Annotated in this window: 21 protein-coding genes; 8 read left to right on the top strand and 13 right to left on the bottom strand. The window is 53.1% G+C overall.

Annotated elements, in window-relative coordinates; genetic code table 11:
• Window positions 1-6 precede the first annotated feature (6 nt).
• Window positions 7-1,293: a histidine--tRNA ligase gene (locus FHT67_RS15445; RefSeq protein WP_167199565.1), complete on the bottom strand. Its 1,287-nt coding sequence runs from the start codon at window positions 1,291-1,293 to the stop codon at window positions 7-9.
• A 466-nt stretch (window positions 1,294-1,759) separates the two neighbouring features.
• Between FHT67_RS15445 and FHT67_RS15440 the strand changes: the two genes are divergently transcribed.
• The 3 genes from FHT67_RS15440 to FHT67_RS15430 are packed head-to-tail and all read left to right on the top strand — an operon-like array spanning window position 1,760 to window position 4,606.
• A complete protein-coding gene (locus tag FHT67_RS15440) occupies window positions 1,760-2,200 on the top strand; it encodes a MarR family winged helix-turn-helix transcriptional regulator (RefSeq protein WP_132310268.1) in 441 nt (146 codons plus the stop codon).
• Window positions 2,201-2,203: 3 nt separating this feature from the next.
• Complete coding sequence (locus FHT67_RS15435; RefSeq protein WP_132310266.1) at window positions 2,204-3,997, top strand: DHA2 family efflux MFS transporter permease subunit; 1,794 nt, start codon at window positions 2,204-2,206, stop codon at window positions 3,995-3,997.
• 42 nt (window positions 3,998-4,039) lie between these two features.
• Window positions 4,040-4,606, top strand: coding sequence for an NAD(P)H-dependent oxidoreductase (locus tag FHT67_RS15430; RefSeq protein WP_132310264.1), 567 nt, complete (start codon window positions 4,040-4,042; stop codon window positions 4,604-4,606).
• Window positions 4,607-4,889: 283 nt separating this feature from the next.
• On the opposite strand, the gene FHT67_RS15425 is transcribed toward FHT67_RS15430, so the two are convergent.
• On the bottom strand, window positions 4,890-6,965 hold the full coding sequence (locus tag FHT67_RS15425; RefSeq protein WP_167199562.1) for a right-handed parallel beta-helix repeat-containing protein: 2,076 nt from the start codon (window positions 6,963-6,965) through the stop codon (window positions 4,890-4,892).
• Between the two features lie 207 nt (window positions 6,966-7,172).
• On the opposite strand from FHT67_RS15425, the gene FHT67_RS15420 reads away from it, so the two are divergent.
• The 4 genes from FHT67_RS15420 (at window position 7,173) to FHT67_RS30530 (ending at window position 13,265) form a co-directional block, all read left to right on the top strand.
• A complete protein-coding gene (locus FHT67_RS15420; protein WP_167199559.1) occupies window positions 7,173-9,500 on the top strand; it encodes a helix-turn-helix domain-containing protein in 2,328 nt (775 codons plus the stop codon).
• Between the two features lie 178 nt (window positions 9,501-9,678).
• On the top strand, window positions 9,679-10,671 hold the full coding sequence (locus tag FHT67_RS15415; protein ID WP_167199556.1) for an ABC transporter permease: 993 nt from the start codon (window positions 9,679-9,681) through the stop codon (window positions 10,669-10,671).
• A 20-nt stretch (window positions 10,672-10,691) separates the two neighbouring features.
• Window positions 10,692-11,570 (top strand): carbohydrate ABC transporter permease, encoded by an 879-nt coding sequence (locus FHT67_RS15410; RefSeq protein WP_132310256.1) that lies wholly within the window; start codon window positions 10,692-10,694, stop codon window positions 11,568-11,570.
• Between the two features lie 132 nt (window positions 11,571-11,702).
• Complete coding sequence (locus FHT67_RS30530; RefSeq protein ID WP_167199553.1) at window positions 11,703-13,265, top strand: DUF3502 domain-containing protein; 1,563 nt, start codon at window positions 11,703-11,705, stop codon at window positions 13,263-13,265.
• Window positions 13,266-13,378: 113 nt separating this feature from the next.
• Here FHT67_RS30530 and FHT67_RS15400 read toward each other — a convergent pair whose 3' ends face one another.
• The 4 genes from FHT67_RS15400 to FHT67_RS15385 all read right to left on the bottom strand — a co-directional run bounded on the left by FHT67_RS15400 (window position 13,379) and on the right by FHT67_RS15385 (window position 15,616).
• Window positions 13,379-13,900: an ankyrin repeat domain-containing protein gene (locus tag FHT67_RS15400; protein WP_167199550.1), complete on the bottom strand. Its 522-nt coding sequence runs from the start codon at window positions 13,898-13,900 to the stop codon at window positions 13,379-13,381.
• A gap of 117 nt (window positions 13,901-14,017) precedes the next feature.
• Window positions 14,018-14,335 carry a thioredoxin family protein gene (locus FHT67_RS15395; RefSeq protein ID WP_132310250.1) on the bottom strand — a complete coding sequence of 106 codons (318 nt, stop codon included), beginning with the start codon at window positions 14,333-14,335 and terminating at the stop codon, window positions 14,018-14,020.
• Between the two features lie 2 nt (window positions 14,336-14,337).
• Window positions 14,338-14,703: a MerR family transcriptional regulator gene (locus tag FHT67_RS15390; protein ID WP_132310248.1), complete on the bottom strand. Its 366-nt coding sequence runs from the start codon at window positions 14,701-14,703 to the stop codon at window positions 14,338-14,340.
• A gap of 112 nt (window positions 14,704-14,815) precedes the next feature.
• A complete protein-coding gene (locus FHT67_RS15385) occupies window positions 14,816-15,616 on the bottom strand; it encodes an AraC family transcriptional regulator (RefSeq protein WP_167199548.1) in 801 nt (266 codons plus the stop codon).
• Between the two features lie 115 nt (window positions 15,617-15,731).
• On the opposite strand from FHT67_RS15385, the gene FHT67_RS15380 reads away from it, so the two are divergent.
• Window positions 15,732-16,949: an MFS transporter gene (locus FHT67_RS15380; protein ID WP_132310244.1), complete on the top strand. Its 1,218-nt coding sequence runs from the start codon at window positions 15,732-15,734 to the stop codon at window positions 16,947-16,949.
• Between the two features lie 497 nt (window positions 16,950-17,446).
• On the opposite strand, the gene FHT67_RS15375 is transcribed toward FHT67_RS15380, so the two are convergent.
• The 7 genes from FHT67_RS15375 to FHT67_RS15345 form a co-directional block, all read right to left on the bottom strand.
• The gene (locus FHT67_RS15375) at window positions 17,447-17,878 is read right to left on the bottom strand and encodes a L,D-transpeptidase (RefSeq protein ID WP_167199545.1); all 432 of its coding nucleotides are present in this window, start codon (window positions 17,876-17,878) and stop codon (window positions 17,447-17,449) included.
• Window positions 17,818-18,441 carry a LysM peptidoglycan-binding domain-containing protein gene (locus tag FHT67_RS15370; protein ID WP_167199542.1) on the bottom strand — a complete coding sequence of 208 codons (624 nt, stop codon included), beginning with the start codon at window positions 18,439-18,441 and terminating at the stop codon, window positions 17,818-17,820. Before FHT67_RS15370 ends, FHT67_RS15375 begins: the two co-directional genes overlap by 61 nt.
• Window positions 18,442-18,673: 232 nt before the next feature.
• Window positions 18,674-18,931 carry a hypothetical protein gene (locus FHT67_RS15365; RefSeq protein ID WP_167199539.1) on the bottom strand — a complete coding sequence of 86 codons (258 nt, stop codon included), beginning with the start codon at window positions 18,929-18,931 and terminating at the stop codon, window positions 18,674-18,676.
• A gap of 3 nt (window positions 18,932-18,934) precedes the next feature.
• Window positions 18,935-20,167, bottom strand: coding sequence for a Ger(x)C family spore germination protein (locus FHT67_RS15360; protein ID WP_167199536.1), 1,233 nt, complete (start codon window positions 20,165-20,167; stop codon window positions 18,935-18,937).
• Window positions 20,164-21,273 (bottom strand): GerAB/ArcD/ProY family transporter, encoded by a 1,110-nt coding sequence (locus FHT67_RS15355; protein ID WP_167199534.1) that lies wholly within the window; start codon window positions 21,271-21,273, stop codon window positions 20,164-20,166. The genes FHT67_RS15360 and FHT67_RS15355 overlap by 4 nt, the downstream gene beginning before the upstream one ends.
• 4 nt (window positions 21,274-21,277) lie before the next feature.
• Window positions 21,278-22,867: a spore germination protein gene (locus tag FHT67_RS15350; protein WP_167199530.1), complete on the bottom strand. Its 1,590-nt coding sequence runs from the start codon at window positions 22,865-22,867 to the stop codon at window positions 21,278-21,280.
• The gene (locus FHT67_RS15345) at window positions 22,857-23,990 is read right to left on the bottom strand and encodes a GerAB/ArcD/ProY family transporter (protein ID WP_132310232.1); all 1,134 of its coding nucleotides are present in this window, start codon (window positions 23,988-23,990) and stop codon (window positions 22,857-22,859) included. Before FHT67_RS15345 ends, FHT67_RS15350 begins: the two co-directional genes overlap by 11 nt.
• Window positions 23,991-24,053 lie beyond the last annotated feature (63 nt).

Here is a 24,053-nt window from a genome sequence, read left to right as displayed (position 1 = left end):
ATCCTATTAGGCATCGTTCTTTTCTAATAGATATAACGCTTCATCAAGCGGAACCACGTACTCTTCCCTGGCCTTCATGTCTTTCAGCCGCACTTTGCCGGTTTGAGCCTCTTCCTCGCCAATCAGCAGCGCATAACGGACTGACCTGCTTTCAAGCGAGGCAAGCGCCTTTCTCAGCTTTCTGCCCGCCGGCTCCATCCCGGTCTGAATCCCATTGGAACGCAGGAAAGCTGCCGCCATCAAGGCCTCGCCTATCATGGAATCGCCGATGGATAGGACAACGACTCTGGGAGCCGGCGCCGGGCCTACCCGATCCCGGATCATTTCCATGATGGACTCCATGCCAAACGACAAGCCTACCGCAGGATAAGGCATCTCCTCGCTCCCGATCAGCCTGCCTATTATCGCGTCATACCTTCCTCCGCTTCCGATACTGGATGCATAAGCTCCGCTGGCATCGAAAATCTCGTAAACGGTTCCCGTATAGAAAGACAATCCCCGCGATAAAAAAGGATCAAAGCGGCATATGTCCGACAGCTTCAGCTTGTCGATCAGCGCCTGAAGAGCATATACCTCTGCGGCTCCTTTCGATTCTTTGAGGTCATAACGTTCTGCCACAAGCGTGATAGAAGGTTCACTCATGGCCATAAGCTCTGCTATCTCGTCAACCGTTGACCAGGTGATTCCTTTATTTCTCAATTCCTCCAAAACACCGTCGCTGCCTGCCTTCTCGAGCTTGTCGAGCGTAAGCATCACCGACAGGCTTTCTTCTTCGGGTACGCCAACCGCCTTCAATATTTCACCTAGAAACCGCCGGTTATTCCAGCGAAGCGTAACCGGGATATCAAGCCTTTTAAACACTTCAACCGCAATCAGCATCAGCTCCCCTTCCGCTTCCGGCCCCGCAACGCCTACCATATCCGCGTCGCATTGCAGAAATTCCCGCAGACGGCCCCGCTTCACCGGACCATCGCGGAAGACCTTTCCGATCTCGTACCGTCTGTACGGAAGCTTGATTCCGGGATTCAGAGCCATTACCTTCGCAAAAGGGATCGTCAAATCGTAACGCAGTCCCAGCTTTCTTCCTCGTTGATCCGTGAACCGGTACATCTCCTTCAAATTCTCGTCGCCGCCCGCATACTTGGAGGTCAATAAATCCAGCTCGTGAAGCACGGTAGAGTCCATGCCCTCAAAGGCGTACAACTCGAAAACCTCCTGCACTACGGCTCTTACCTTTTGGCGGACGGCTTGTTCTTTTCCGAAAAAATCGTAGGTTCCTTTCACGTTTTGCATAACCGGCACTCTCCTTTTATTTTGGTTAAAAATAAAAAACGCGCAGGACCTCTTGGTCCTGCGCGTTACGTATGCCGCAGGGAGGCCAACGCGAATGGCGCTAGCCCTCCCTGAATTTTTGTATCAGGGGTGCTAACGCTGTTTGTGATGATAATGAAGTTGATTAATCGCGAATGTCCGCATGCGCGTAACTCCTTCATTCAAACTCGAATAATTATCGTTGATTATAGCAGGGCCGTTTGGAAGATGCAATCACCGGTTATCCGTCATGCGAAGAAACCATGCATTCCGTCCGAAACGCTATCTTATCACCGTTTCCAAGATTGGGAAAGAAGTACCAAAACCGTCGGTTACGGGATAAGCAGCGGGACCTTTGCGGAAACTAACGGCCTGAAGTCTGATTGACATAAAATATTATTTTAGTTCATAATAATTCGCATGCAAACTATTTATGGAGGAAGCTGCAGTGGAAGAACAGCGAATCGTGGGCATTTTTCAAACTTATCGCGAAATTAATCAAGTCTTTTTCCAAATCTTGTCCAAGGCTGCGAGCAAGCATAACTTGACCGCCCTTCAGCTTTTGGTGCTGCGCATACTGCACGAAACCCCCGAAATCCGCATGTCCGAGCTTGCCGAGAAGCTGAATGTGGGCAACAGCACGATGAGCGGCATCGTGGACCGGATGGTGAAGGCAGGCATCCTGGAGCGCGAACGAACGGAAGCGGATCGCAGGGCGATGACGATGAAGCTGACGGAGAAAGGCAAGGAGCTCTGGCGCGAGACGGATGCGACGCGCATGAATATGCTGCGTCCTCTGCTGTCGATGACCGAACAGGATCACCGCGAGCTGGGCCGGCTCCAGAACGAAGTATTGCGTTTATTAAAACAATCCAAGGAGGAAGCTTAAGCCATGACAACAATTGTGTCCAATCAATTGCGCAAAGGGCCGATAATGGCCTCCTTGCTCATCGCTGCGTTCGTGGCTCTGCTGAGCCAGACCGTGCTTAACGTCGCGCTGCCGAAAATGATGGCAGATCTTGACGTAGGCGAAAGCACGATCCAATGGCTGTCCAACGGCTACATGCTGGTGAACGGCGTGCTCGTGCCAATCAGCGCTTATCTTATCAATCGGTTTACGACCCGGAAGTTGTTTCTGGTCGCCTCGTCCTTATTCGCGATCGGTACGATCGTATGCGCCCTGTCGGGCGACTTCAGCTCTTTGTTAACCGGCCGTCTCGTACAGGCATGCGGCGCCGGCATTCTAATGCCGCTGATGACTATCGTCACCTTGACGATCTTCCCTGTCGAAGAGCGCGGCAAAGCGATGGGACTAATGGGCGTTGCGATGATTTTCGCACCGGCCGTCGGACCGACGCTTTCCGGCTGGGTCGTCGAGCACTACGACTGGCATGTGCTGTTCTATATCGTTTTACCGCTCGCGATTCTCGCCGTTGTATTCGGCGCCTTCTCGATGAAGGATGTCATCAAGACGTCCCGGCCGAATCTCGACATTCTGAGCGTCGTGCTCTCGACGCTCGGCTTCGGGGGCCTGTTGTACGGTTTCAGCGAAGCGGGTACGGAAGGCTGGGATTCCACCGAAGTCATCGTTTGCCTGGCCGTCGGCGCCATTGCGCTTATTCTGTTCATCGTCCGCTCGATTCTCATGAAGGCTCCGCTGCTTGAGATGCGCGTCTTCAAGTATCCGATGTTCTCGCTTACCACGTTGATCAACGCCATTATTACAATGGCCATGTTCTCCGGCATGATTCTATTGCCGATCTTCCTGCAGAATATCCGCGGCTTTACGCCTCTCGAATCAGGATTGCTGCTGCTCCCTGGCGCCATCCTGATGGGGATCATGTCGCCGATCACCGGCATGGTGTTCGACAAAATCGGCGCACGCTGGCTGGCCGTCCTTGGTCTTGCCATTACAGCCGTTACGACGTATGAATTCAGTCATTTGGCAATCGATTCGTCATACAATCACATGATGCTCTTCTATACGCTGCGGATGTTTGGCATGTCGATGCTGATGATGCCTATCCAGACAGCAGGCCTCAACCAGCTGCCTCGCCGCCTGAATGCGCACGGCTCGGCCATGTCCCAGACGCTCCGGAACGTCTCCGGCGCGCTTGGCACCGCGATCCTCGTCACCATCATGACGAACAAAGCAGCGTCGCATGCGAAGGAGCTGATCATCGCCGGCCACATCGAGCCGTCCGACAAAGCCAAAATGGGCGAAGTCACCATACAATCGACGATTTACGGCATTAATCAATCGTTCGTCGTCGCGACATGGTTGACGATCGCCGCGCTCGTGCTCGCCTTCTTCATCCGCAAGGTGAAGCCTGCCGAGGACGCGGTGCAGATGCCGGAGAAGGCGGCGGTAGCGGCGATGGAGACGGTGCAGATGCCGGACAAGGCGGCGGTGGAGGCGGCGCCTGCTGCGGAATTGGCCAATAATGAGCATCGCTCGAATCGGCAAAGCGCAGACAGCGATTTCCGCAACGCCATCCGCGGGTTCCTTACGCCTGAACCGGCGAAAGACAACGAACAATTTAGCGATCAGGAGTACCGGAAGGCGATTCTTCGGTTAAAAGGCAATCCCGCACAGGATCAGGATGACCGTCAGGAAGAAATGAACGATAAGGCATACCGGGAATCGCTCAAGAAGCTCAACAGACCGCAAAAAGAAAACGAGTGAGGAATCGCGCTTGATTTCAGAGCCAAGAGAGGAGATTAATCGATGAAAATTTACATTGTTTATGATAGCGAAGCAGGCCACACGGAACAACTTGCCCGCTCCATTGCCAAGGGTGCCGAAAGCGTGGAAGGGGCAGAGGTGTTCATCAATCACGTCAAAAAGGCGAGCGTCAAAGACCTCGATCAGATGGATGCCATCATCTGGGGCTGTCCCGGGCACTTCGGCACGATCAGTTCCGGCATGAAAGAATGGATCGACAAACTCGGCTATTTATGGGCCAACGGGACGCTGGTCGATAAAATCGGCGCCGTTTTCTGTACGACCGCAACCATACACGGAGGGATAGAAGCCACCCTGCTGAACTTGATTACGCCGATGCTGCATCAAGGGATGATTATTGTCGGCTTGCCGGCCAATATTCCCGCAAATGCGCTGTACGGCAGTTATTACGGGGTAGGCGTCACATCTCCCGTTGAGGATACCCATGACCCGCTGAGCCAATCGCTCTTCTCGAAAGGGCTGGCGCTAGGCGAAGCTCTCGGAGCGCGCGTAGCTCATGCGGCGGGCACTTTTGCGGCCGGCAAGAAAACGCCGGGGACGACCGTTTAAGGTAAGCGCCCATAACAAGCTTGCGAGGCATTAGAACTGGTCTTATGACAAGCGCGGCCCTTCAAGGGGCCGCGCTTTTATTGAATCGACTTGATTTTCCGCCAGGACATTTTTTTAACCTGCTCAGCGCCATCGGACATACTGCATGGGCATTTGGGCAAATCTAAGTTAGCAGCGAACCGCTGGTCGTTCAGTATCGGAGGGCATAGGCTCCATGCCGTTTCGTGAAATCAGATCGGATAGTTTGATACGAAACCCTTCGTTTGAATCACTGCCCTTCCTTTCATTCCAATCTTGGACCAATCTTCGAGAAATCGATATCCAGCCAGCCCAGCCTGTAAGCCGGGGATGTCGGAAGCAAGCGGTAATCGCCCGCCGCTTCGTCTACAAATTCCGCAGGTGCGTTAATCGTCTGCGCGTCAAACTTCCCGTCCGCAAGCGAGCGCCAGGCTTCCCAGGCATACAGCTTGCCCCAGACCTTGCTTACGCCAACCGCGGGATACGGCAGCTCCTCGCTTGTCACAAACGGAGGCTCGCCGCCTCTCCAGTATAAATTGCAGTCTGCCGAGTACAGCCGCTCATCGCTCCAATTCACGTGCGCATACATGTAACCGGAGTTCGATACAATATTTGACCGGATAACAATATCCCTATTTTTCTCGCCTGCCATTTCCTGCGTGCCAAATGCGCATTCCGATTCGTTATTTGCGATTAAGTTGTTCGTAATCCGGTTGCCGACCCCTTTCGAGAAAATCGCCATCCACAGCTTGCCTTCTCCCGTCCGGTACAAATGATCAATGAGATTATGGGTCACTTCCACATCGTTTGAAGCATCGTCCAGATAGATTCCGAATCCGAAGGAGAAATGGATGCCGCTATGATGAAGCCGGTTGCCATGGATCTTGTTCCCCCGGCCGATTCCCCAAGATTCGATAAGGCCGCCGTCCTGACTGTCGGTCATGACATTGGACAGGTCATTATAACGAATGACATTATTGCGGGTGAACAGAAACGAAGCATGATTTTCCCAAGTTACGTGCATTCCCCATAGCTCCTGCGGCATCCGCTGGAAGCGAAGCCCCTTCATCGATATCCCGTACCGAGGCATGTTAGTTATCCGGTTATGGGCAATCTCGTTATCCCCGCTCTGATAAAGCACAATTCCGCTGCCGTGCCCGACAAGCTCGCCGCCATCCGCGATGATATTGTCAGCTATAAGATGTCCTCTGTTCCGGTAAGCGGCCAAGCAATTCCGAAAAGCCCCTTCTCCCGGCGCATAGCCGGAAGCATAAATGCCGGTATGTCCTACCCGCTCGATTCGGTTGCGAAGCAGCCGTACGCCTTCAACGCTGCGGTCGAGATAGACGCCGCATGTACCCGAGTTCCGGATAACGCAGTCCGAAATCTCGATTCCGTGGGCATTACGCATGTAGATAATGCCGTTCCGATTCTCATCCGGCTCCGCATTGTCCATGCCCGGCTCTTCCCGCATCATTCGGAAATCCTCCGCAAAGTCCGTGCAGGCAAACGTCAGTCCCGAGAACGTGAGCCCGGATACCCGCTCCGCATCGCGATCTCCTTGAATATGCAGAATCCGGCCGATAGCCGGGGCAACCACCCGCTCATGCAGCGGCGATCCGTTTCGCGGCCGGTAATACAGCACGCCTGCCGCCTCATCCAGATGGAACTGGCCCGGCTCTCGCAGAAAGGCGAGCGAGCCCTGCAAGTAATAGCGGGAGCCTTCCCCGATCTCCCAGCAGCTAGGCCGCTTAAACAAAATCTTGCCCTCTTTCTTACCGGCCACCGGAATGGTCTCCGCGAACCAGTTCGCTTCGCCGCCGCCCGGCCATACATAAATCTGCAAGCCCTCCGCACCGCTGCTATGATACGGGAATTCCGGAAAGTCCGCTTCCTTATAGCCAATGCCGGCTCGTCCGTCTTCCTCCAGCGGAAGCGAGCGGTAATAACCGGATGCCGGCATTCTTGCTTTCGGTATGCGGGCCCCATCGGCATACAGCGTATGAAACCGCATCCCCTTCGGCACCTCCGTGGTCCATACTCCGTTCCCTGCATCCTTCCATTCGGACAGGACCCTTCCGCCGATAAGCTCCGCTGTTTGCCCCTCCGCATTCCGGTATGTAACGGGGCAGCGTTCCCCGCCCGCATCACCGATTCCGAAAACGAGAGGCTCATCAAGCATGTAGGTTCCTTCACCCACAATAACGGTTATTCCGCCGGCTGCCCCTTTTTTCAGCCTAGAACGAACGGCCGTCTGTGCCTCCCGAATACACCGGAACGGCTTCTCCTTGGTCCCGTCCCCATGCTCCTTGCCCAGTGCGCTGACATATATTCGAAGCATCCTCCCACCGCCTTTTGCCTGTTCTTTGACTTCACACTGCCATAGCTGCCGCTATACTGTAAACTGCACAAAATGCTAAAAAGCGTACCATATGCGGTTCTCTGCTTTCTAAGGTGATTCCGGCCAAAATAACCCTTGCGCTACGGTTTGGCAGCGTTTACAACTATACATATAGAGACTACATGCCGGATAAAGGGCGGGATACTCATGAAAGCGTACGGCTACTTTACCTCGAAGAAATACTTCAAGCGCGTGTTGTTTTCCATCATGCTGACTATGGCCCTAATTCTTACCGGCCTGTCCGCGGCCAATACGTACCTGCTGGAGCGGTCCGTCAAGCAGGTCCAGGAGGACGCGAACCTCAAGGTACTGACCCAGACCCAATACAACCTCTCTTATATGAACGAAATAATCGTTCACCTGTCTACCTTCGCGTTCCGCGATAACGCCTTGATTCCGCTCATGTTCAGCAACAACCTGCCCAAAATGGACTATATCCGCGGCTATCAGCAAATGTACAACATGCTGGAAAGCTCCTCGTTCCTGCATTCGATGGCTGTCTATAACGCTTCAACCCGGGAGCTGTACGGCTCCTCCAGCGATTTTCTGGTGGATGGCGGCACGACAAAAAGCAGCATCCTCGACTGGCTGCTTCATTCCTCGGAAGGCGCTTTGCCAGCATCCCGGCTAATCCCGTTCAGCTTCCAGCATTCCAACAAGATTGATGCCTTTGCGTTTATCGTCACGGATACGTATGGGCCGTTTACCCCAAGTCAGTCGGCCATTATATTGTTCATTAAACCGGATTGGGTATTCGACAGCCTAAGCAAGCTGAACGGCGTAAGCAGCGGGGGCAGCGGCGAGATTCTGATCCGGACCTCCGACGGTCAAATGTTCGACAGCGGGCGCTCCGGGCAGACTTTGCTTCTTGACCAGACAAGTATCGGCAAGCTGATAGAGGCTCCCGAAGCGGGGACCGGGACGGCGAAGGACTCCGGCTTCGTTATCGGCAATTCCGGCGGGCAAAAGGTGATGATCACGTACCTGCACGGCATCGGCGACTGGACGATCCTGTACATTCAGCCTTACAAGGAGATCATGAAGGCCGTCTCGGATATGCGGACCCGGAATTTCGCGCTGACCGGCGCTTTTATTCTGCTTTCCATCGCAATCTCCGTCTGGCTGAGCTACAAGCTGTACGGTCCGATCGAAGCGATGCTGAAGCGGATTCTTCCGCATATGAGACATATGGCCCCGGATTCAAGCAAACGCAACGAATTGGATGCCATGGGCGATCTGTATGAACAGCTCTCCGGACAGCTGCAGGAGATCAGCTCGGAGCAGATCGTGCGCAAATATTATATCCGCAAGTTTTTGACCGATAACCGAAGCCTCTCGGAGCTGGATATGAGGCAGCTGATCAGGAAGCATGAGCTGCAGGTTGCGCCAAGCGGTCCGTATATGGCCTGCACGCTCCGGTTCGACCGGTACGACGAGTACGACCGGAGGACATCGTCGGCCATGAAGAAGCTGCACAGCTTTGCGGTTGTGAACATCGCGAAGGAAGCGCTGTCGCGGACTTTCCGCTGCGAGATGATCGATATGCAGGAGGATCATTTCGCCATCCTGCTGTCCGGCAGGGAAGAGCCGCTGGATCCGGTATCCGTCAAATCCGCGATCGCCGATGTCCAGCAGATTCTGGAGCGCTATTACAACCTTTCCCTCACCTGCGGAATCGGCGAAGCCGTTACCCAGCTCTCCCAGCTGTCCGCATGCTATTACCAATCCTATCAGCTTAGCCAGTACAGTATTCTGATGGGCTACAAAGCGATTATAGAATGGCAGGATATACGTACGAATCTCGAAAACAAGCAGAAATCCCTGCCTGACGACGTGGAGAAAAAGCTGTCCGAGGCCATCAAGAAGGGGAAGCTGACCGAAGCCGGCAGCGAGCTGGAACGGGCTTTCGCCTTGCTGGCCGCGCTGCAGCTGGAGGATATGAGAAGGGCGATCGCCGATATGGCCTGGATGATCAAAAACGCGGCAGCCGAGATTACGAGCAACCGCATTACCCAGCTGTCCGTCGACATCGAGCGTATCCCGCTCCTGCCGCAGGATTACTACACGCTGGATGAGCTTCATCTTGCCTTCCTGTCCCTCTGCACCGCGATATGCGAGGAAGCGAAGCCTTCCAGCATGGAACGCAATGAGATGATTATCGAAACCGTGAAGGAATTGATCTGGCAAAAATACAGCGACTACAACTTGAGCCAGCAGTCCATCGCCTCAACGGTCAAATTAAGCTCCGCTTATGTCGGCAAGCTGTTCAAGGACAGCTGCGGAATTACGATTACGGAGTATCTCAACGATGTCCGCCTGCGCCGGGCGCAGGAGCTTCTGCTCAAGGAGGACAGCACCATTACCGAGATTATGGAGAAGGTCGGTTACGGCAACCAGAGCTATTTTTTCCGCTTATTCAAAAGCAAGTTCGGCACGACGCCGAAGGAATTCCGCATTAAAAAATCGATCTCTTGAAAGCTAAGCCGCCTGCTTCCCTCCAAGGAAGCAGGCGGCTTTCTCATGCCGCAAGCGGTATAAAACAGTAATTCGCAATAAGTACAGCCCGCTTTTACAGTTATTCAAACAATGAACTCTATCCTCCCCTGTTCGGGTCATGGCATGCTGGATTCATCAAAGATTGGAGGAGATGCACTTGCCTAACATCCCGCCTGCCGGTCTGCCAAGCACGGAGGAGCAGCCGGCAGCCCCCGCGCCCGTTAAACGCAAAAGCTGGCTTGCCAAAGAGCTCTGGCATATCCGGCGTAACCGCGAGCTGATCCTGCTTGCCCTCCCAGGCGTCTTATTCAAGTTGGTCATTGCCTATTTGCCTATGGTCGGGCTGATCCTGGCCTTCAAATACTTCCGGTATGACCAAGGCATATTCGGCAGCAAATGGGTCGGCTTCGACAATTTCGAGTTTTTGTTCAAAGCGCAGGATGCCTTCCGCATTATCCGCAATACGCTGCTGTACAACTTTACGTACATCCTTCTCACGATGGCGGTCTCGCTCTTGATGGCCCTTCTTCTGAACGAGCTGACCAGCAAGCTGATCAAGGTGTACCAGACGACCTTGTTCCTTCCTTATTTCATTTCCATGGTGCTGGTCGGCTATATCGGCAACGCCTTTCTCGACTTCCAGAACGGGTATCTGAACACGATCCTTGAATTCTTCGGCATGAAGGGCCATAACTGGTACCTCGAGACAACGCCTTGGATCTTTATCCTTCCGCTTGTCGCCCTTTGGAAGGGAGTCGGCTTCTCGACGCTCGTCTACTTCGCCGGCATTACGGGAATCAGCACCGATTATTATGAAGCCGCCCGGCTGGACGGAGCTTCCCGCGTGCAGATGATGACCCGGATTACGCTGCCGCTTCTGAAGCCGCTCGTTATCATTTTGTTTATTTTAGGTCTCGGCAATATTTTCAGAGGAGATTTCGGACTGCATTACTTTGTTCCGAATAACGTCGGGCCTAATTTCCCTACCACGGACATTATCGATACCTACGTCTACCGCGCCTTGACGAAGCTTGGGGATATCAACTCCGCGGCTGCAGTCGGCTTCCTGCAATCCGTCGTTGGGCTTGTGACCGTCGTAACCGCTAACCTGATCGTCCGCCGCATTGACAAAGACAATGCGCTTTTCTGACCGAGGAGGCCTGTCTGCCCATGAAAATCAAATTCGCCGATATCGTCATTAACCTGTATTTCCTGATTGTTTGTCTGCTTATCGCCATGCCTTTCGTGCTCGTTATCGCGATCTCGTTCAGCTCGGAGAACAGCCTGCACCAGTTCGGCTATCAATTCCTGCCCAAGGAATGGAGCCTTGAGGCTTACCGGATTGTGTTCGAGAAGCCGGAGCCTCTGATCCGAGGCTATGGCGTTACGATTGCGATTACCGTCATCGGCACCGTGCTGTCGCTCTTCATGACCGCCTTAATGGCGTATCCGATCTCGCGCAGCGACTTCCGCTATCAGCGTCCGCTTACGTTCTACGTCTTCTTCACGATGCTGTTCAACGGCGGTTTGATTCCGTTCTACATCCTGATGACGCAATATTTGCATCTGAAAAACACGCTGGCCGCCCTGATCATTCCCGCCGTAATGAGCCCGTTCAACATCATGATTATGAAGGGCTTCCTCGATAAAATCTCGAGGGAAATCATCGAATCCGCCAAGGTGGACGGGGCAAAAGAATACCGGATCTTCTTCACCATCATCCTGCCGCTCTCCACGCCGGCGCTCGCAACTCTAGGCTTGTTCATCGCTTTCGGATACTGGAATGAATGGTTCAACGCCTTGCTCTTCATTGACAACGACAAATACGTCCCGCTCCAGCTGCTGCTCGTCCGGATCTTGTCGCAAGCGGAGTTCCTGGCGAACTCGCCGATGGCCGAGGTGGCGGATAAGCTGAAATTCGCGCAGTTCCCGACATTAACCGTACGGATGGCAATGGCGATCGTGGCCAGCGGACCGATGCTGGTGATCTTCCCCTTTTTCCAGAAGTATTTCGTCAAAGGGCTAACGGTTGGTTCTTTGAAGGGTTAAGCGCGGAGATTGTTAAGCTATAGCCTGCTTATTCTTTTTGGGAGGTGATCCGCACTCTTTTGCGCGGCTTAGCAGGTCTGCTTCACGAAGTGTAGTAATACTAAAACAGGAACGATAATTGGAGGGTTTTCGGTGAACAACAACAAAAAAAGATTGTTCGCAACGCTGCTGTCCGTCATCTTATTGTTTGGCATTCTCGCAGCCTGTTCCAGCAACAATAACGGCAATAATAACGCAACTTCAACGCCTTCGGCGGAGCCTTCAACCGCGGCCAGCGATACGCCATCCGAGTCGACGGAGCCGGCTCTGGACCCGGTTAAGCTTACCTTCCTTTACCCGGTTGCTGCCGACCCCGGCCCGGACCAAAAGCTTGTAAACGACGAGATCAACAAATACCTGAAGGAAAAGATCAACGCCACCGTCGACCTGAAGCCGCTCACCTTCGACGAATACGAGCCTAAGCTGAACGCGATGCTCGCGGCGAACGAGAATTTCGACATTGCCTGGAGCTCCAAGGGCTGGCTCGGCAACTATCAGCCTTATATCGACCGCGGCGCTTATCATGAGATTACGGACGAGATGATTGCCAAATATGCTCCCGAAGCCCGCGCGAATATCCCGGATAAATTCTGGCCCGATATGCTTGCCGCCGACGGCAAGGTTTACGGCTTCCCGATCTATCAAGTGGCGGCGAAGCAGAAGAGCTTGATTATCCAGAAACGTTTTATCGACAAATACAACCTTGACGTCTCCAGCATCCATACCTACAGCGATATCGAGCCGTTCCTGCAAACCTTGAAAGAAAACGAGCCTGACGTCGTGCCGCTTGGTCTGGCGCAGAACTCCAGAGGCATGTATATCGACCCAACGGTTGCGGGCACGGATGGTTCCCCTGTTTACTATAAAAAAGATGATCCTGCTTACACGCTGTCGACATTCCTGAATACGGCCAATGACCGTCTTCCTTACTTCCAAAAGCTGCATGAATGGTACGAGAAGGGCTATATCAACCAGGATGCCCCCGTCCTCCAGAACATTAACGATCTGAAGGCGAAAGGGCACGTTGCGGTATCGATCGAGTTCACTTCGAAGCCGGGCGGCGAGATTGGCGAGAAAGCGATCAACGGCGGCAACGATGTCGTTTATGTACCGATCTCCGACAGCTATTTCACGGGGATCGCAAGCGCGATGCACGTCATCAACAAAAACTCGAAAAACCCGGAACGCGCCCTTATGCTCATCAACTTGCTGAATACGGATAAATACCTGTATAACCTCATTTGCAACGGAATTGAAGGCAAGCATTACAAAAAGGTCGACGACCAGTATATCGAGCCAATCGAAGGCTCCGGTTATGCACCTAACGGCGACTGGGTATTCGGCAACCAGTTTAATGCTTACCTGAAGCCGGGCATGGCGGCCGATACATGGCAGAAGACGATCGAGCTGAACGACAACGCCGTCGTTCTGGCGAGCAGCGGCTTCACGGTGAATGAGGAGAATTTCAAAGCGGAGGTTGCCAACATCAACGCGGTGAAGAACGAATACGAAACCGCGCTGGAGACCGGCGCCGTTGATCCAAACAAAGTGCTGCCGGAATATATCTCGAAGCTGAAGGCTTCCGGCGCAGAGAAGGTAGACGCGGAAGTGCAGAAGCAGTGGGATGCCTTCCTTGCGCAAAAAGGCTTGAAATAAGCGAAAAGCAGTCCCTCGGCGAATGCCGGGGGGCTGCTTTTTAAGGTCAGGCGGGCTGCCCGGTGCTGCATTGCAAGGTAGAACTCATTTAGCTGCGAAAGTGCACTTAACAGCTACGCTGAAGCGCCATGCTTCCGAAGAAGGCTCGCCACGTTCTCGTGCCCCTGCTGAACCGCAAGCGACAATGGCGTATCCCCGCCATCCGCTGAAGCATTCGCATCCGCACCATGCTCCATTAACAGGCGGATCATCTCCAGATTGTCGTCATGGAAAGCCGCGGAGTGCAGGCAGGTATGGCCGTTGCTGTCCAGGATCGTGGTGTCTGCGCCTTTTGCGAGGAGCAGCTTAATGACTTCCAGGCTCCGTTCCCCGGCAATCGCCGCATGCAGGGCCGTATTGGAAGGGATAAACGAAATGCGGGAATGGGAGACGGCATTTACGTCCGCGCCTAGCTCCAGCAATACCCGCACAACCTCCGCGCTGCCAAAATGCGCGGCATAACCAAGCGGCGTAAGGCCGTCCTCATTCTCGGCATTGGCCAGCTGCGGATGCGCTTCGACGAGTTCTTTCGCTTTGGTTGCGTCGCCGCTTTGAGCCGCTTGGAACAAATCCTTTATGTAAGATTGCAACTCCATTCGTATAACCTCCAATCGGAAGATAGCAAGCTTGTTTGATCTTCTCGTTAGGACCTTCCATTTCCTGCCTTGCAATTAAAAAAGCCGGCCACCTAAGTGACCGGCTTTTTTCAAGCCTTAGGCATACCGGGCAATTGCCTGCTGGTAGACGTCCTTCGGACGGAGCCCGATATATTTATCGACCGGCTCGCCGTTATGGAAAACGATGACGGTTGGCATCGACATCACGCCAAACTCGGAAGCAATTTCCGGCGATTCGTCACAGTCCACTTGAAGGATGGAGACGCGCTCCCCTTCCTCCTGCTGAAGCTCATCCAGGATCGGCAGCAGCACCTTGCACGGCGGGCACCATGCTGCCCCGAACTCCACCAACGTCGCTCCGCTTGCGCGAACAGCCTCATGAAACGACTGCCCGTCTATTTTTCTAACGCTCATCTTCATTCCTCCGTTTCCTTCTGATCTTCCAGAATCGACGCTATGCGGTCTTCCAGATTGCGTTTAATGCTGCTCAGGAGCTGAATCTGCGTCTCGATCTCCTCCAGCTTCTCGCGGTAGATCGGGAGCACCTCCTTGCAGAACGCCTCCTTGTTCTTCAAGACGCAGTGCAGGAAACCGGCGATTTGCTCCGTCGATAAGCCAAGCTGAAGATACAGCTGAATCGTCCGCACCTGCTCCTCGGCAAGCGGCGAATATTCCCGGTATCCGTTCTCCAGCCGAATGGGAGTAAGCAGTCCCTGCTCCTCATAATAACGAAGCGACCGCAGACTAACTCCCGTACGGGTCGCAAGCTCTCCGATTTTCATCCCTAACGCCTCCTGCATCGTCGATTCGAACCCATTATATACCCTCACATTAATGTGAAGGTCAAGGTAAAACGGCTAAAACCCTTCCTTGACCGGAAGGGTTAAATTTCTATTATTGCTGGCGGTACACCTGCGGGGTAACGCCGGTCATTTTCAGGAAAGCGCGGTGAAATTGGCTCGTGCTCGAGAAGCCGAGATCCGCGCTGATCCGTCCGATCGTGGCGCCCGAACGGCGCAGTCTGTTCATGGCCTCCGTAATGCGCAGCCTTAGCAAATATTGATAAGGCGTTGTACCGGTTGCTTCACGGAAGGATCGGATGAAATGATACCGGCTTTGAAGCGCGATTCCGGCAAGCTCCTCGATATTAATCGTATGGTCGTAGCAGTCATGGAGATAGGTCAAGGCCCGCCTAATATGCGGATCGTTAATGCCCGGCGGCAGCAGCTCCTTCTGGCCAAGCTTCAGCATGCCGCCCAGATAGGCGACCACATCCTGCTCCACCTCCTGCACCCCAATCGGATCGGCCAAGGCCTGCCCTTCAATCAGCGCCATCATCCATTGACGGAACCGGCCTATCATGTCTCCGGTATGAAATTCCTGCCGGATGTCCTGTCCCGCTCCCGCCATAAAATGCGGCTGAAGGGACTCCATCCCGCCGTTTCCGCGTTCGCGAACTTTTATAATAATGACGGAAGATTGCTCGCCCAGATAAAAATGATGCTCGGTCCCCGGCGGCTGGAGCAGCCCGTTGCCTTGCTTCAGGCCATAGCTCCGCTCTTCCTGCGTAAAATGAACCGTGCCTTTGATCGGAAGCGTGACCTGCATCCAGTCCTCATGCTTATGGGGAACATTCTTGAAGTTATGGCTTCCTTGCCACAGCTCAATCCAGTTGGTCTCTACTTTCGTCTCCATGTCTCTTCACCTGCCACCATTATAGCAAAAGTTGCTCCATTTGCAGCACTTTTCGCAACGACCGTTTTCCGCCTTCCCCGCTATACTGAAAAAAATGAAAAGGGGGAACCGTTCCATGAATACGACCGCTGCTTTACAGGCGCAGCGCAACCCGGCGATCTGGATGCTGTTTGGCGTCAGCTTCGCCCATTTGCTGAATGATGCAATGCAGACCGCCGTGCCTTCAGCCTTTCCGCTGTTTCAATCCGAGATGCATCTGAGCTTCACCAAAATCGGCTGGGTAGCCTTTATGCTCAACATTACCGCATCCCTGCTCCAGCCGTTTATCGGCTATGTGTCCGACCGCAGGCCCATGCCGTTCCTGCTGCCGCTTGGCATGCTCTTCTCGCTCGCCGGCGTAATTGGCTTCGCTTATGCGGACAGCTTCTGGATGCTGCTTGTCTCTTCCGCCCTCATCGGGGTGGGCTCGTCCGTCCTGCACCCGGAATCTTCCCGGGTAGCCCGGATGGCTGCCTCCGGCGGGAAAGGGATGGCGCAATCGGTATTCCAGGTAGGCGGCAATACCGGCCAGGCGCTGGCGCCGCTGCTTGTTGCCTTTTTGTTAATGCCGCATGGCCAAAAAGGCTTCTTGTGGTTTACGATTTTTGCCGCTATAGGCATCGTTATTCAACAGATTATCAGCCGCTGGTATGCCGGTCAGCTAACCGCTGCCGCATCGATCAAAAAGGCGGCTAGCCGGATGCTGGATCGGCAATCGCCGCATTCCACCATGTTCGTGGCTGGCACGATGGCGCTCCTCATTATCCTGCTGTTCTCCAAGTTTGTTTATATAGCGGGCATGACCGGCTATTATTCGTTCTATTTCATCGATCATTACGGGTTGTCGTTCTCTCGCGCGCAAATCTGCTTGTTCGCTCTGCAATTCGCGGGTATGGTAGGCACGCTGCTAGGCGGACCGCTTGCCGACAAGTTCGGCCGCAAGACGATGATCTGGATCTCCATCGCCGGAACGGCGCCGTTCTCGCTGCTGCTCCCTTATGCAAGCCCGGCTGTCGCTCTCGTCCTGTGCTGCGCGATTGGCCTGATTCTGATGTCCGGCTTCTCCGTCATTATCGTCTATGCGCAGGAGCTGATGCCTCGGCATATCGGCACCGTATCCGGCTTGTTCTTCGGGCTCGCGTTTGGCATGGGCGGACTGGGCTCCGTTCTGCTCGGCTGGCTGACCGATGTGAAGGACGTCGCTTTTACCATCGAGCTGTGCTCCTTCCTCCCGCTGCTTGGACTTTGCGCGTTCCTGCTGCCGAAGGACTCGAAGCTGATGGGCAAGGCGTAGGCGGGGGGTTACGCCAAGTTGATAGTTCCTTGACGAATAAGACCCTGGCGGGTCTTATTTGGTCTATTACCACTCAACTTAGATGCTTTAAGACCCCTACAGGGTCTTAAAGCATGCTTTTGCACACCACTGACGCCACTTTTCGTGCACTGTACAATAAAATAAGACCCTGTCGGGGTCTTATTCGCTGCATATTCACTCTACTTAAGCCCGATAAGACCCCAGCAGGGTCTTATCGCACTGCTCTATGTTCAGTCCTCCAGGGTTCCACCGCGTTAAGGTCCCTTAGGGACCTTAACCACACAAATTGGCGCACCACTCACCACTTTAAGGTCCCTCAAGGACCTTAAAAACTGGAAATAGCCCTTAGTTTGCCGCCTTTCGCCATGCTTTTGCAGCTTTAAGGTCCCTTAGGGACCTTAACCCGACAAATCGCAGCTGCGTTCTGAATGTTAAGGCCCCTGAGGGGCCTTAATCTCCTTTATCCAACTCCAAAATCACTTATGTATCGTAACCTTTGTCCCCGTAGGCACCTCATTATATAACCACTCTACATCGTCGTTCAGCATGCGGATGCAGCCCGCGCTGGCGTTAGTGCCGATTGACGAAGGAGCATTGGTCCCGTGTATGCCGTACTTCGTTCCTTGCGTATTCGGGACGCTTAATCCCAGCCATCGGCTGCCCAGCGGGTTCTTCGGATCGCCGCCGGGAATTCCTTTGGCGGAGTACCAAGGGTTCTCGATTTTCGTTAGAATCTCGAAGGTTCCCGTCGGCGTCAAACCCGCTTTTTTCCCGCTGGCGATATCGAAGGTCTTCTTGACCGTCCCGCCTGACTTGACGTACAGCTTGTTCTTAGTAATATCGATATCTATGGACAGCTTGGCCGAAGCGGCCGCAGCAGCCGTGCTGCCGGACTTTGCCGCCGCCATATAATACGGATTTGGGATCGCAGCTCTTGGCCCGCTTGAATCAGACTTGCGGACGTGTCTACTCCGTTCGTCTGGGCAACCGCCTTTTGATAGTCCTGCGATTCGAAATATTTCACAGACAGGCTGTACAGGGTATCGCCTTTTACAACATGATGCCTGCCTTCTCCCGACGGCAGCGGAATGCGAAGCGTCATCCCGATTTGCAGCTCGGTGTTGGGATCGGTGATCCCGTTGTACGTCATTAACGTATCCATATAATAGCCGCGGTTAAAATAGCTTTTGGCAATGGCGAATAAAGTATCTCCCGGCTGTACCTCGTAGTAGTCGAGGACAAGAGGGCTTTTCAGCTTGATCACTGTACCGGCTTTCAGCGAGGCTTTTGAATTCAAACCGTTTACTTTCGCTACTTGCTCGTAATCGCCTGTAAGATAATATTTTTTCGAGATGCCAAACCACGTATCCCCCGGCTTAACGGTGTAAGGCACGGTAATTCCTGAAGCCTTTTCCGCTTCCGCCCCCATATTACCGGGATAGCTGACCAATGCCATCATAACCATAATCATACAAAGGACCCACTTCAACAACCTGCTCAACGATGATCACACCTTCTGAAGAAATAATTGCGGCTCATCTGATTCGCTGTCATTCGGCGGGATTCCTTTTTATTCGGCACCCTTCGGCAAGAATTGGTTCGCACGTAGCAAACAAACGCAAGAAAAAACCGCTCCAGCGGGTTCTTCCAGAACTATCTTTTCCCTATGTACCTAATACACGAAAGGATTCAAGCACTAGTCTTTATTTCATCCCCCAGCCAACTATGCCCAGCATGACGGTTCGAATCGGCTCCATTCCCATGTTGATAAGCGCTACCGTTGTCCCGACGGCTACACTCCGCCAATTGAGCACATAGCCCACCGCGATAACGGTGCTCCAGGTCAGCAGAACCAGGTATACGGCAAAATCCTTGTACCATTTCTTGCGGATAAGCGGCTTTCCACCTGCAACCAACGACACGATGTACGCCAGTACGATCACAATTGCGACGTATAACATAACTTACTTCTCCTTCTTATTCGTCAAGTAATCAAAAGATTTGTTGCTTAATCCCATCCGAGCCATGCGGAACTTGACCTTCGGCTCCAGCGGAGCCTGCTTAAACACCTCGTCCCAATTCTTGCTCCATGCCTTCCACTGCTTCGGATATTTGCGGTGGGTTTTCTCCGCCGCTCCGAATATGTCCGTATTTAACTGCTGGCCCTTCTTCCACGCCTCTTGCAGCAGAGAGCTAACCTGCGCTTGCCCTCCCTGTTCCAGCGACTGGATGATGCCGGGTTTGTATAAGTCTTGTGCGCAAGTGGATTCCATTAGCGATCCGGTAACGTCGACCTCCGCCGTAAACGTGAGCTGATTGTTCTTCAGCTTCGGAATAACCTTCGTGGAAGACTTCAAAATTTGAATGGTGTCATAGCCTTTCTTCCCCTTATCGTCTTCGCAAGGAACAACCACATAGGATTGCTTCACGCTGTCCCGCAAATAGGATGCGCCTAGCGATTCCTTCCGGCTCATCCAGCCGATCATTTTGTCATCCTTCATCACGGCGAGACGCCCAAGCTTAAGCTTGGAAGGAATAGAGGTGCTTCCGAACGACTCCAAGGAAGACGTATCCTTCGTTCCGGATACGAAAATCTCGGGAACAACGGCGCTCTTCGCATCCCCGGTCACTTCCATGGCCAGCTGATAGACCGGAATATTCGGCAATATGGAGGTGTTTTTCATCTCGGATAAAATAATCTCCTTCATACCCGCCCCCGAGATCGCCTGCAGCTGCATGAACTGCTCCAGAATCCGGCGCGCCGTGCCCGGGGTTGCAAGCACGCTTACGGTCTCCCTCGTGCCCGAATTGCGGAAATACACGTCGATCAGCTCGTTTATGCCGTGCTGCAGCGCTTTTTCCCCAATTACGACAACGCGGTTATGCGCGAAAAACAGCTTGCGCGGGCTTTCCGAATAGCTGTGCATAATCGCATCCCGGATGGTTTTGCCTTTCGTCGAATAGACAATGATTGGCGACTTTGGACCGCTGCCTCCCGATCCCCCCATAACCGACGAGATTGCGGCAGGAATAACGACCTGGTAAGAAACAATCCAGCTGCTTCCGTCCCAATCGATGCCCGTTGCCGATGTGATGGCCACTTCGTTCAGCTCGATCCGGTTCCAGCAGCCGGTTGTCATAGTCGCAAACAGAAGAAGCAACACAGCACAGCAGATAGACTTAATCCGTAGTCTCATGGCTTCTGCATACCTCCTTGCCGCTTTCGTCTCCCACTCGTTACGAGAAGTCCCAACGCAATGAGAATAGGCAATACAATATTCATAATGAGCAGCACCGGCATATTGACCATGGTTGCCATAAAGCTGCTTTCCATATTTTGCGGCCACTCGCCTGCCGACGTTACTATGGCAAGAACGCTGAGCCCGATCACCGCATGGCGCTCGCTGCGCAAACGAAGAGAATGAAAGATGCAATGAACGGAGGCAAACAGGAACATCGCTAGTTTGACATACATAGTGAGGAACCAGACCGACACGGTAAAAACCTCGATACGCTCCAGAAATTCACCAACCTCGACGATGGCCATTACGTTAACGAAAGCGTAGGACATCAGCGGGACAAGCTGCTGCCCGAAAATGGTCAAGGCCAGCAATATGATAATCACAAGCTGCGCGGAACCAAGGAGAGTACCGATTACGCTTGCCTTCATGCCGGATGCCGGATTTTTCATATACGGGCTTATGAGGAGCAGAATGGCAACCTCGGACATAAGACCAACGGGCGGAAAAGAAGCGATTGCCATTCTTATCATGCTTGTATCAAACACCGGAATTAACCTTTCGAAGCCAATATCGGTATAAAGAACGAAGACAGAGACAGGAATGACAATCAGAATCATAATAAGCACTATAAAAGCCGAACGCGCAATTGCCTCGATTCCCTGCAGGACAATAAAAGCCGTAACGATCACCATCATGATCGTCAGCATAAACAGCGGGGTGGAATCAAGCACGATATCGGATACAAAATCGGCAAACGCCCGGACAATGACGCAAAAGGTGTTGAAATAATAAATACCGATCAGCAAGCCGACAGCCATGCCAATCGGTCTTCCGAAGCTGCTCTCCATCCATTCCACAAACAGCTGTCCTTTATTGGCTTTGCAGATCATCGCGATTCCCAGAGCCATGATCATGCCGGCTATAGCCGCTATGATGCCTGAAATCCAAGCATCATGGTGAGCAATCGAGACCATTACGCTCGGTATGGCCAATACCAGCGTAGGCGTAATGGCACTTTGAATTAAGGCAACGGTCTGCAGGGTCGATATAGCCGGTTTCATGATTCTAGGCTCCTTCCTGATCAGGGCGGGGCTTCTGCCCCGCGCCTTCCCTTATTGTGTTGCTATCATCAGCGATATTAACAGGGCGTTTGCGCATCGCCCACCATGGCACGCGAATCAGAACATCCTTCAAATTAGACGGAACAAAAGGCGAAAAAGGCATCATATACGGCTTGCCGAATGAGCGCAGCCCGCATAAATGAGCAAGCAGAATCATAAGCCCCGACATAATGCCGAACAACCCGAAGGTCCCCGCCAGAATCATGAGAACAAAACGAATCAGCCTGGCGGCAATGCCCATGTTGACGGCCGGAATAACAAAGCTCGCAATAGCCGTAAAGGATACGACGATAACCATGGCAGCCGATATAATCCCCGCCTGCACGGCTGCCTGACCAAGCACGAGTGCTCCAACAATCGAGATGGCGGGTCCGATAACCCGGGGCATCCGGACGCCCGCTTCCCTTAAAATCTCGAAGGTAATCTCCATCAGGAACGCTTCGAGCAAGGCCGGGAACGGTATTCCTTCACGCTGGGCCGCCAGACTGATCAGCAGCGAGGTCGGCAGCATTTCCTGGTGGAAGGTCGTGATGGCAATGTAGAGCGACGGCAGCAGCATCGAGATAAAGAAGGAGCCCATCCGTATGATACGCAGAAAGGTCGCAATATCGTAACGCTGGTAGTAATCCTCGCTCGATTGAAAGAACTTGGCAAAGGTGACCGGCGCAATCAGGACAAACGGCGTTCCGGACACCATAATTAATACCTGGCCCTCCAGCAAAGCGGCGCTTGCGGCATCCGGACGCTCGGTATTCTGAAGCATCGGGAAAGGCGTAAACGCCCGATCCTGAATGAATTCCTCGACATAGCCGCTTTCCAGCACGCCGTCGATATCGATCTTATCTAACCGGCGGTGAACCTCCTTAACGATTTCCTCCTCCGCGAGTCCCTCCATATAGACAACCGCGACATTGGTTCTCGTCTGACGCCCGATCATTTTGTATTCAAACCGGATGTCGGGGGACTTGATAATTCTTCGGATCAGCGAAGTGTTGGTCCGAAGGTTTTCGGTAAAGCCTTCCTTCGGCCCCCGAATAACCGTCTGGGTGCTTGGCTCCTCTACCGCGCGGGTTTTGCCTCCGGTTGTATCCATGACAATCGCCCGCAGGCTGCCGTCCACCACAAGAATCGTACTTCCCTCAAGTATGCTGTAGCCTGCTTGTTCAATCGTGCTGACTTCGCTAAGCTTGCCAATTGCGATGGACCGCTCGGTCAAATGATGATAAAGGCTGGACTCCTTGCCTCCCTCCTGGTCCGTATGCGGATTATTGGCATCATCCAGTAGACTTAGCAGCAGCGTATTAATCGTTGTCCCTTCCACAATGCCGTCAATATAGAGAATCGCATACCGTGTATTGTCGAAAGATCGATGCTGAAACGTACGGCATACGACATCCTCTCCCCCGCCCAGGAAACGGTGCAGACGCTCAATATTGATATCCATATCCGGAAGCAGCACTTGCTCCAGCTGCTTGTCTTGCCCGGACGAAGAGGTCTGCTTGCCTGACTTAGATGAAGTCTTATCAATTAGCATGGTTGCTGTCCTCGCTAGATGGCTGGTTTTGACGCTTGCTGCGCGAGCGGACTCCGGATCGGAGAAGCATCACGATCAGCAGCAGGAGCGGAATGTACATTTGAAAGATGGGAAAATGATATTTGATATTTTGCTCGAAGCCGACGTTAACCTGGTGCATGTAGCTCTTAAACCAGAACGAGCCGAAAAATATGCCAATCCCGACCGGAATGGCCGCAATTCGAAGCGAAATGCGAAGCAAGTAGGCTAGGGCAAGCGATGCGCCAAGATAATAAGCCGTCAGCTTCACATATACCGCGGTGAAGAACAAAAGCGCGACAAACGGATCAAACCGCTCAAATACATCCCCGATCGTAACAAAGGTTGTGGCTTGCAGAAGCGGTACCGTACTCCATCCGGCTAACGAGCCTAGGCTCGCGATAATGATTACATTCATGACCGTAATAAACGCTCCGGCGAACAAATAACTCTTCATGGTTACCCGCATTACCTGGCCGAAGCTGCTTTTGTCGATATAGCGCCAGAACATGAGAAATAGCACCATTTCGCCAAAAGGAAAGGAGATAATCTCCGGAATAGCGGCGTCCCAGACCGGTTTGAAGCCCTTTTCCAGCATCGGAAGAAGTCTAGCCAGATCAATAGTTCCTGTCATGATCAGCAGAAGATAGATTAAGATGTAAATCAAAATCAAAATCGGGAGCAGCACTTCTGCCATCCGAAAGAAAACTCCGGGCCCGCCCATGACGGCATAACCGCCGATGATGCAAATGATGAGCATGATGACGGACAGCGGCGTATCCGAAAGCAAAAACATAATCGACAGATCCGCGAATTCGCGGACGTTGCGGGTGCATTTGTAACAGAAGTAAACGACATAGATGAGTCCAAAAACAAAGCCGATCACTTTGCCGAAATACAGCTTGAATATTTCGATCAGGTTTCGGTCAGGCTCAAGCCTTTGAATCTGCAGCGTCACAAGGCTGATAACGACGAAGCCTGCCAGCACGCCAACGGCAACCGACATCCACGCATCCCGCTCCGCCGTGCCGCCAAGCAGAAATAAAGAGGAGCTTCCGATTAAAAACAGAATGACCATTGTAGCCAGCTGTCTTAACGTCACCATGACGAATCCCCTCCCTTTAGCGATGTGCCCAAATTTGCATTTCTTATCATGCCCGGCGGAATG

The sequence above is a fragment of the Paenibacillus sp. BK720 genome, assembly GCF_011761545.1.
Lineage (GTDB): Bacteria > Bacillota > Bacilli > Paenibacillales > Paenibacillaceae > Pristimantibacillus.
This window is presented reverse-complemented; position numbering and strand designations above follow the sequence as displayed.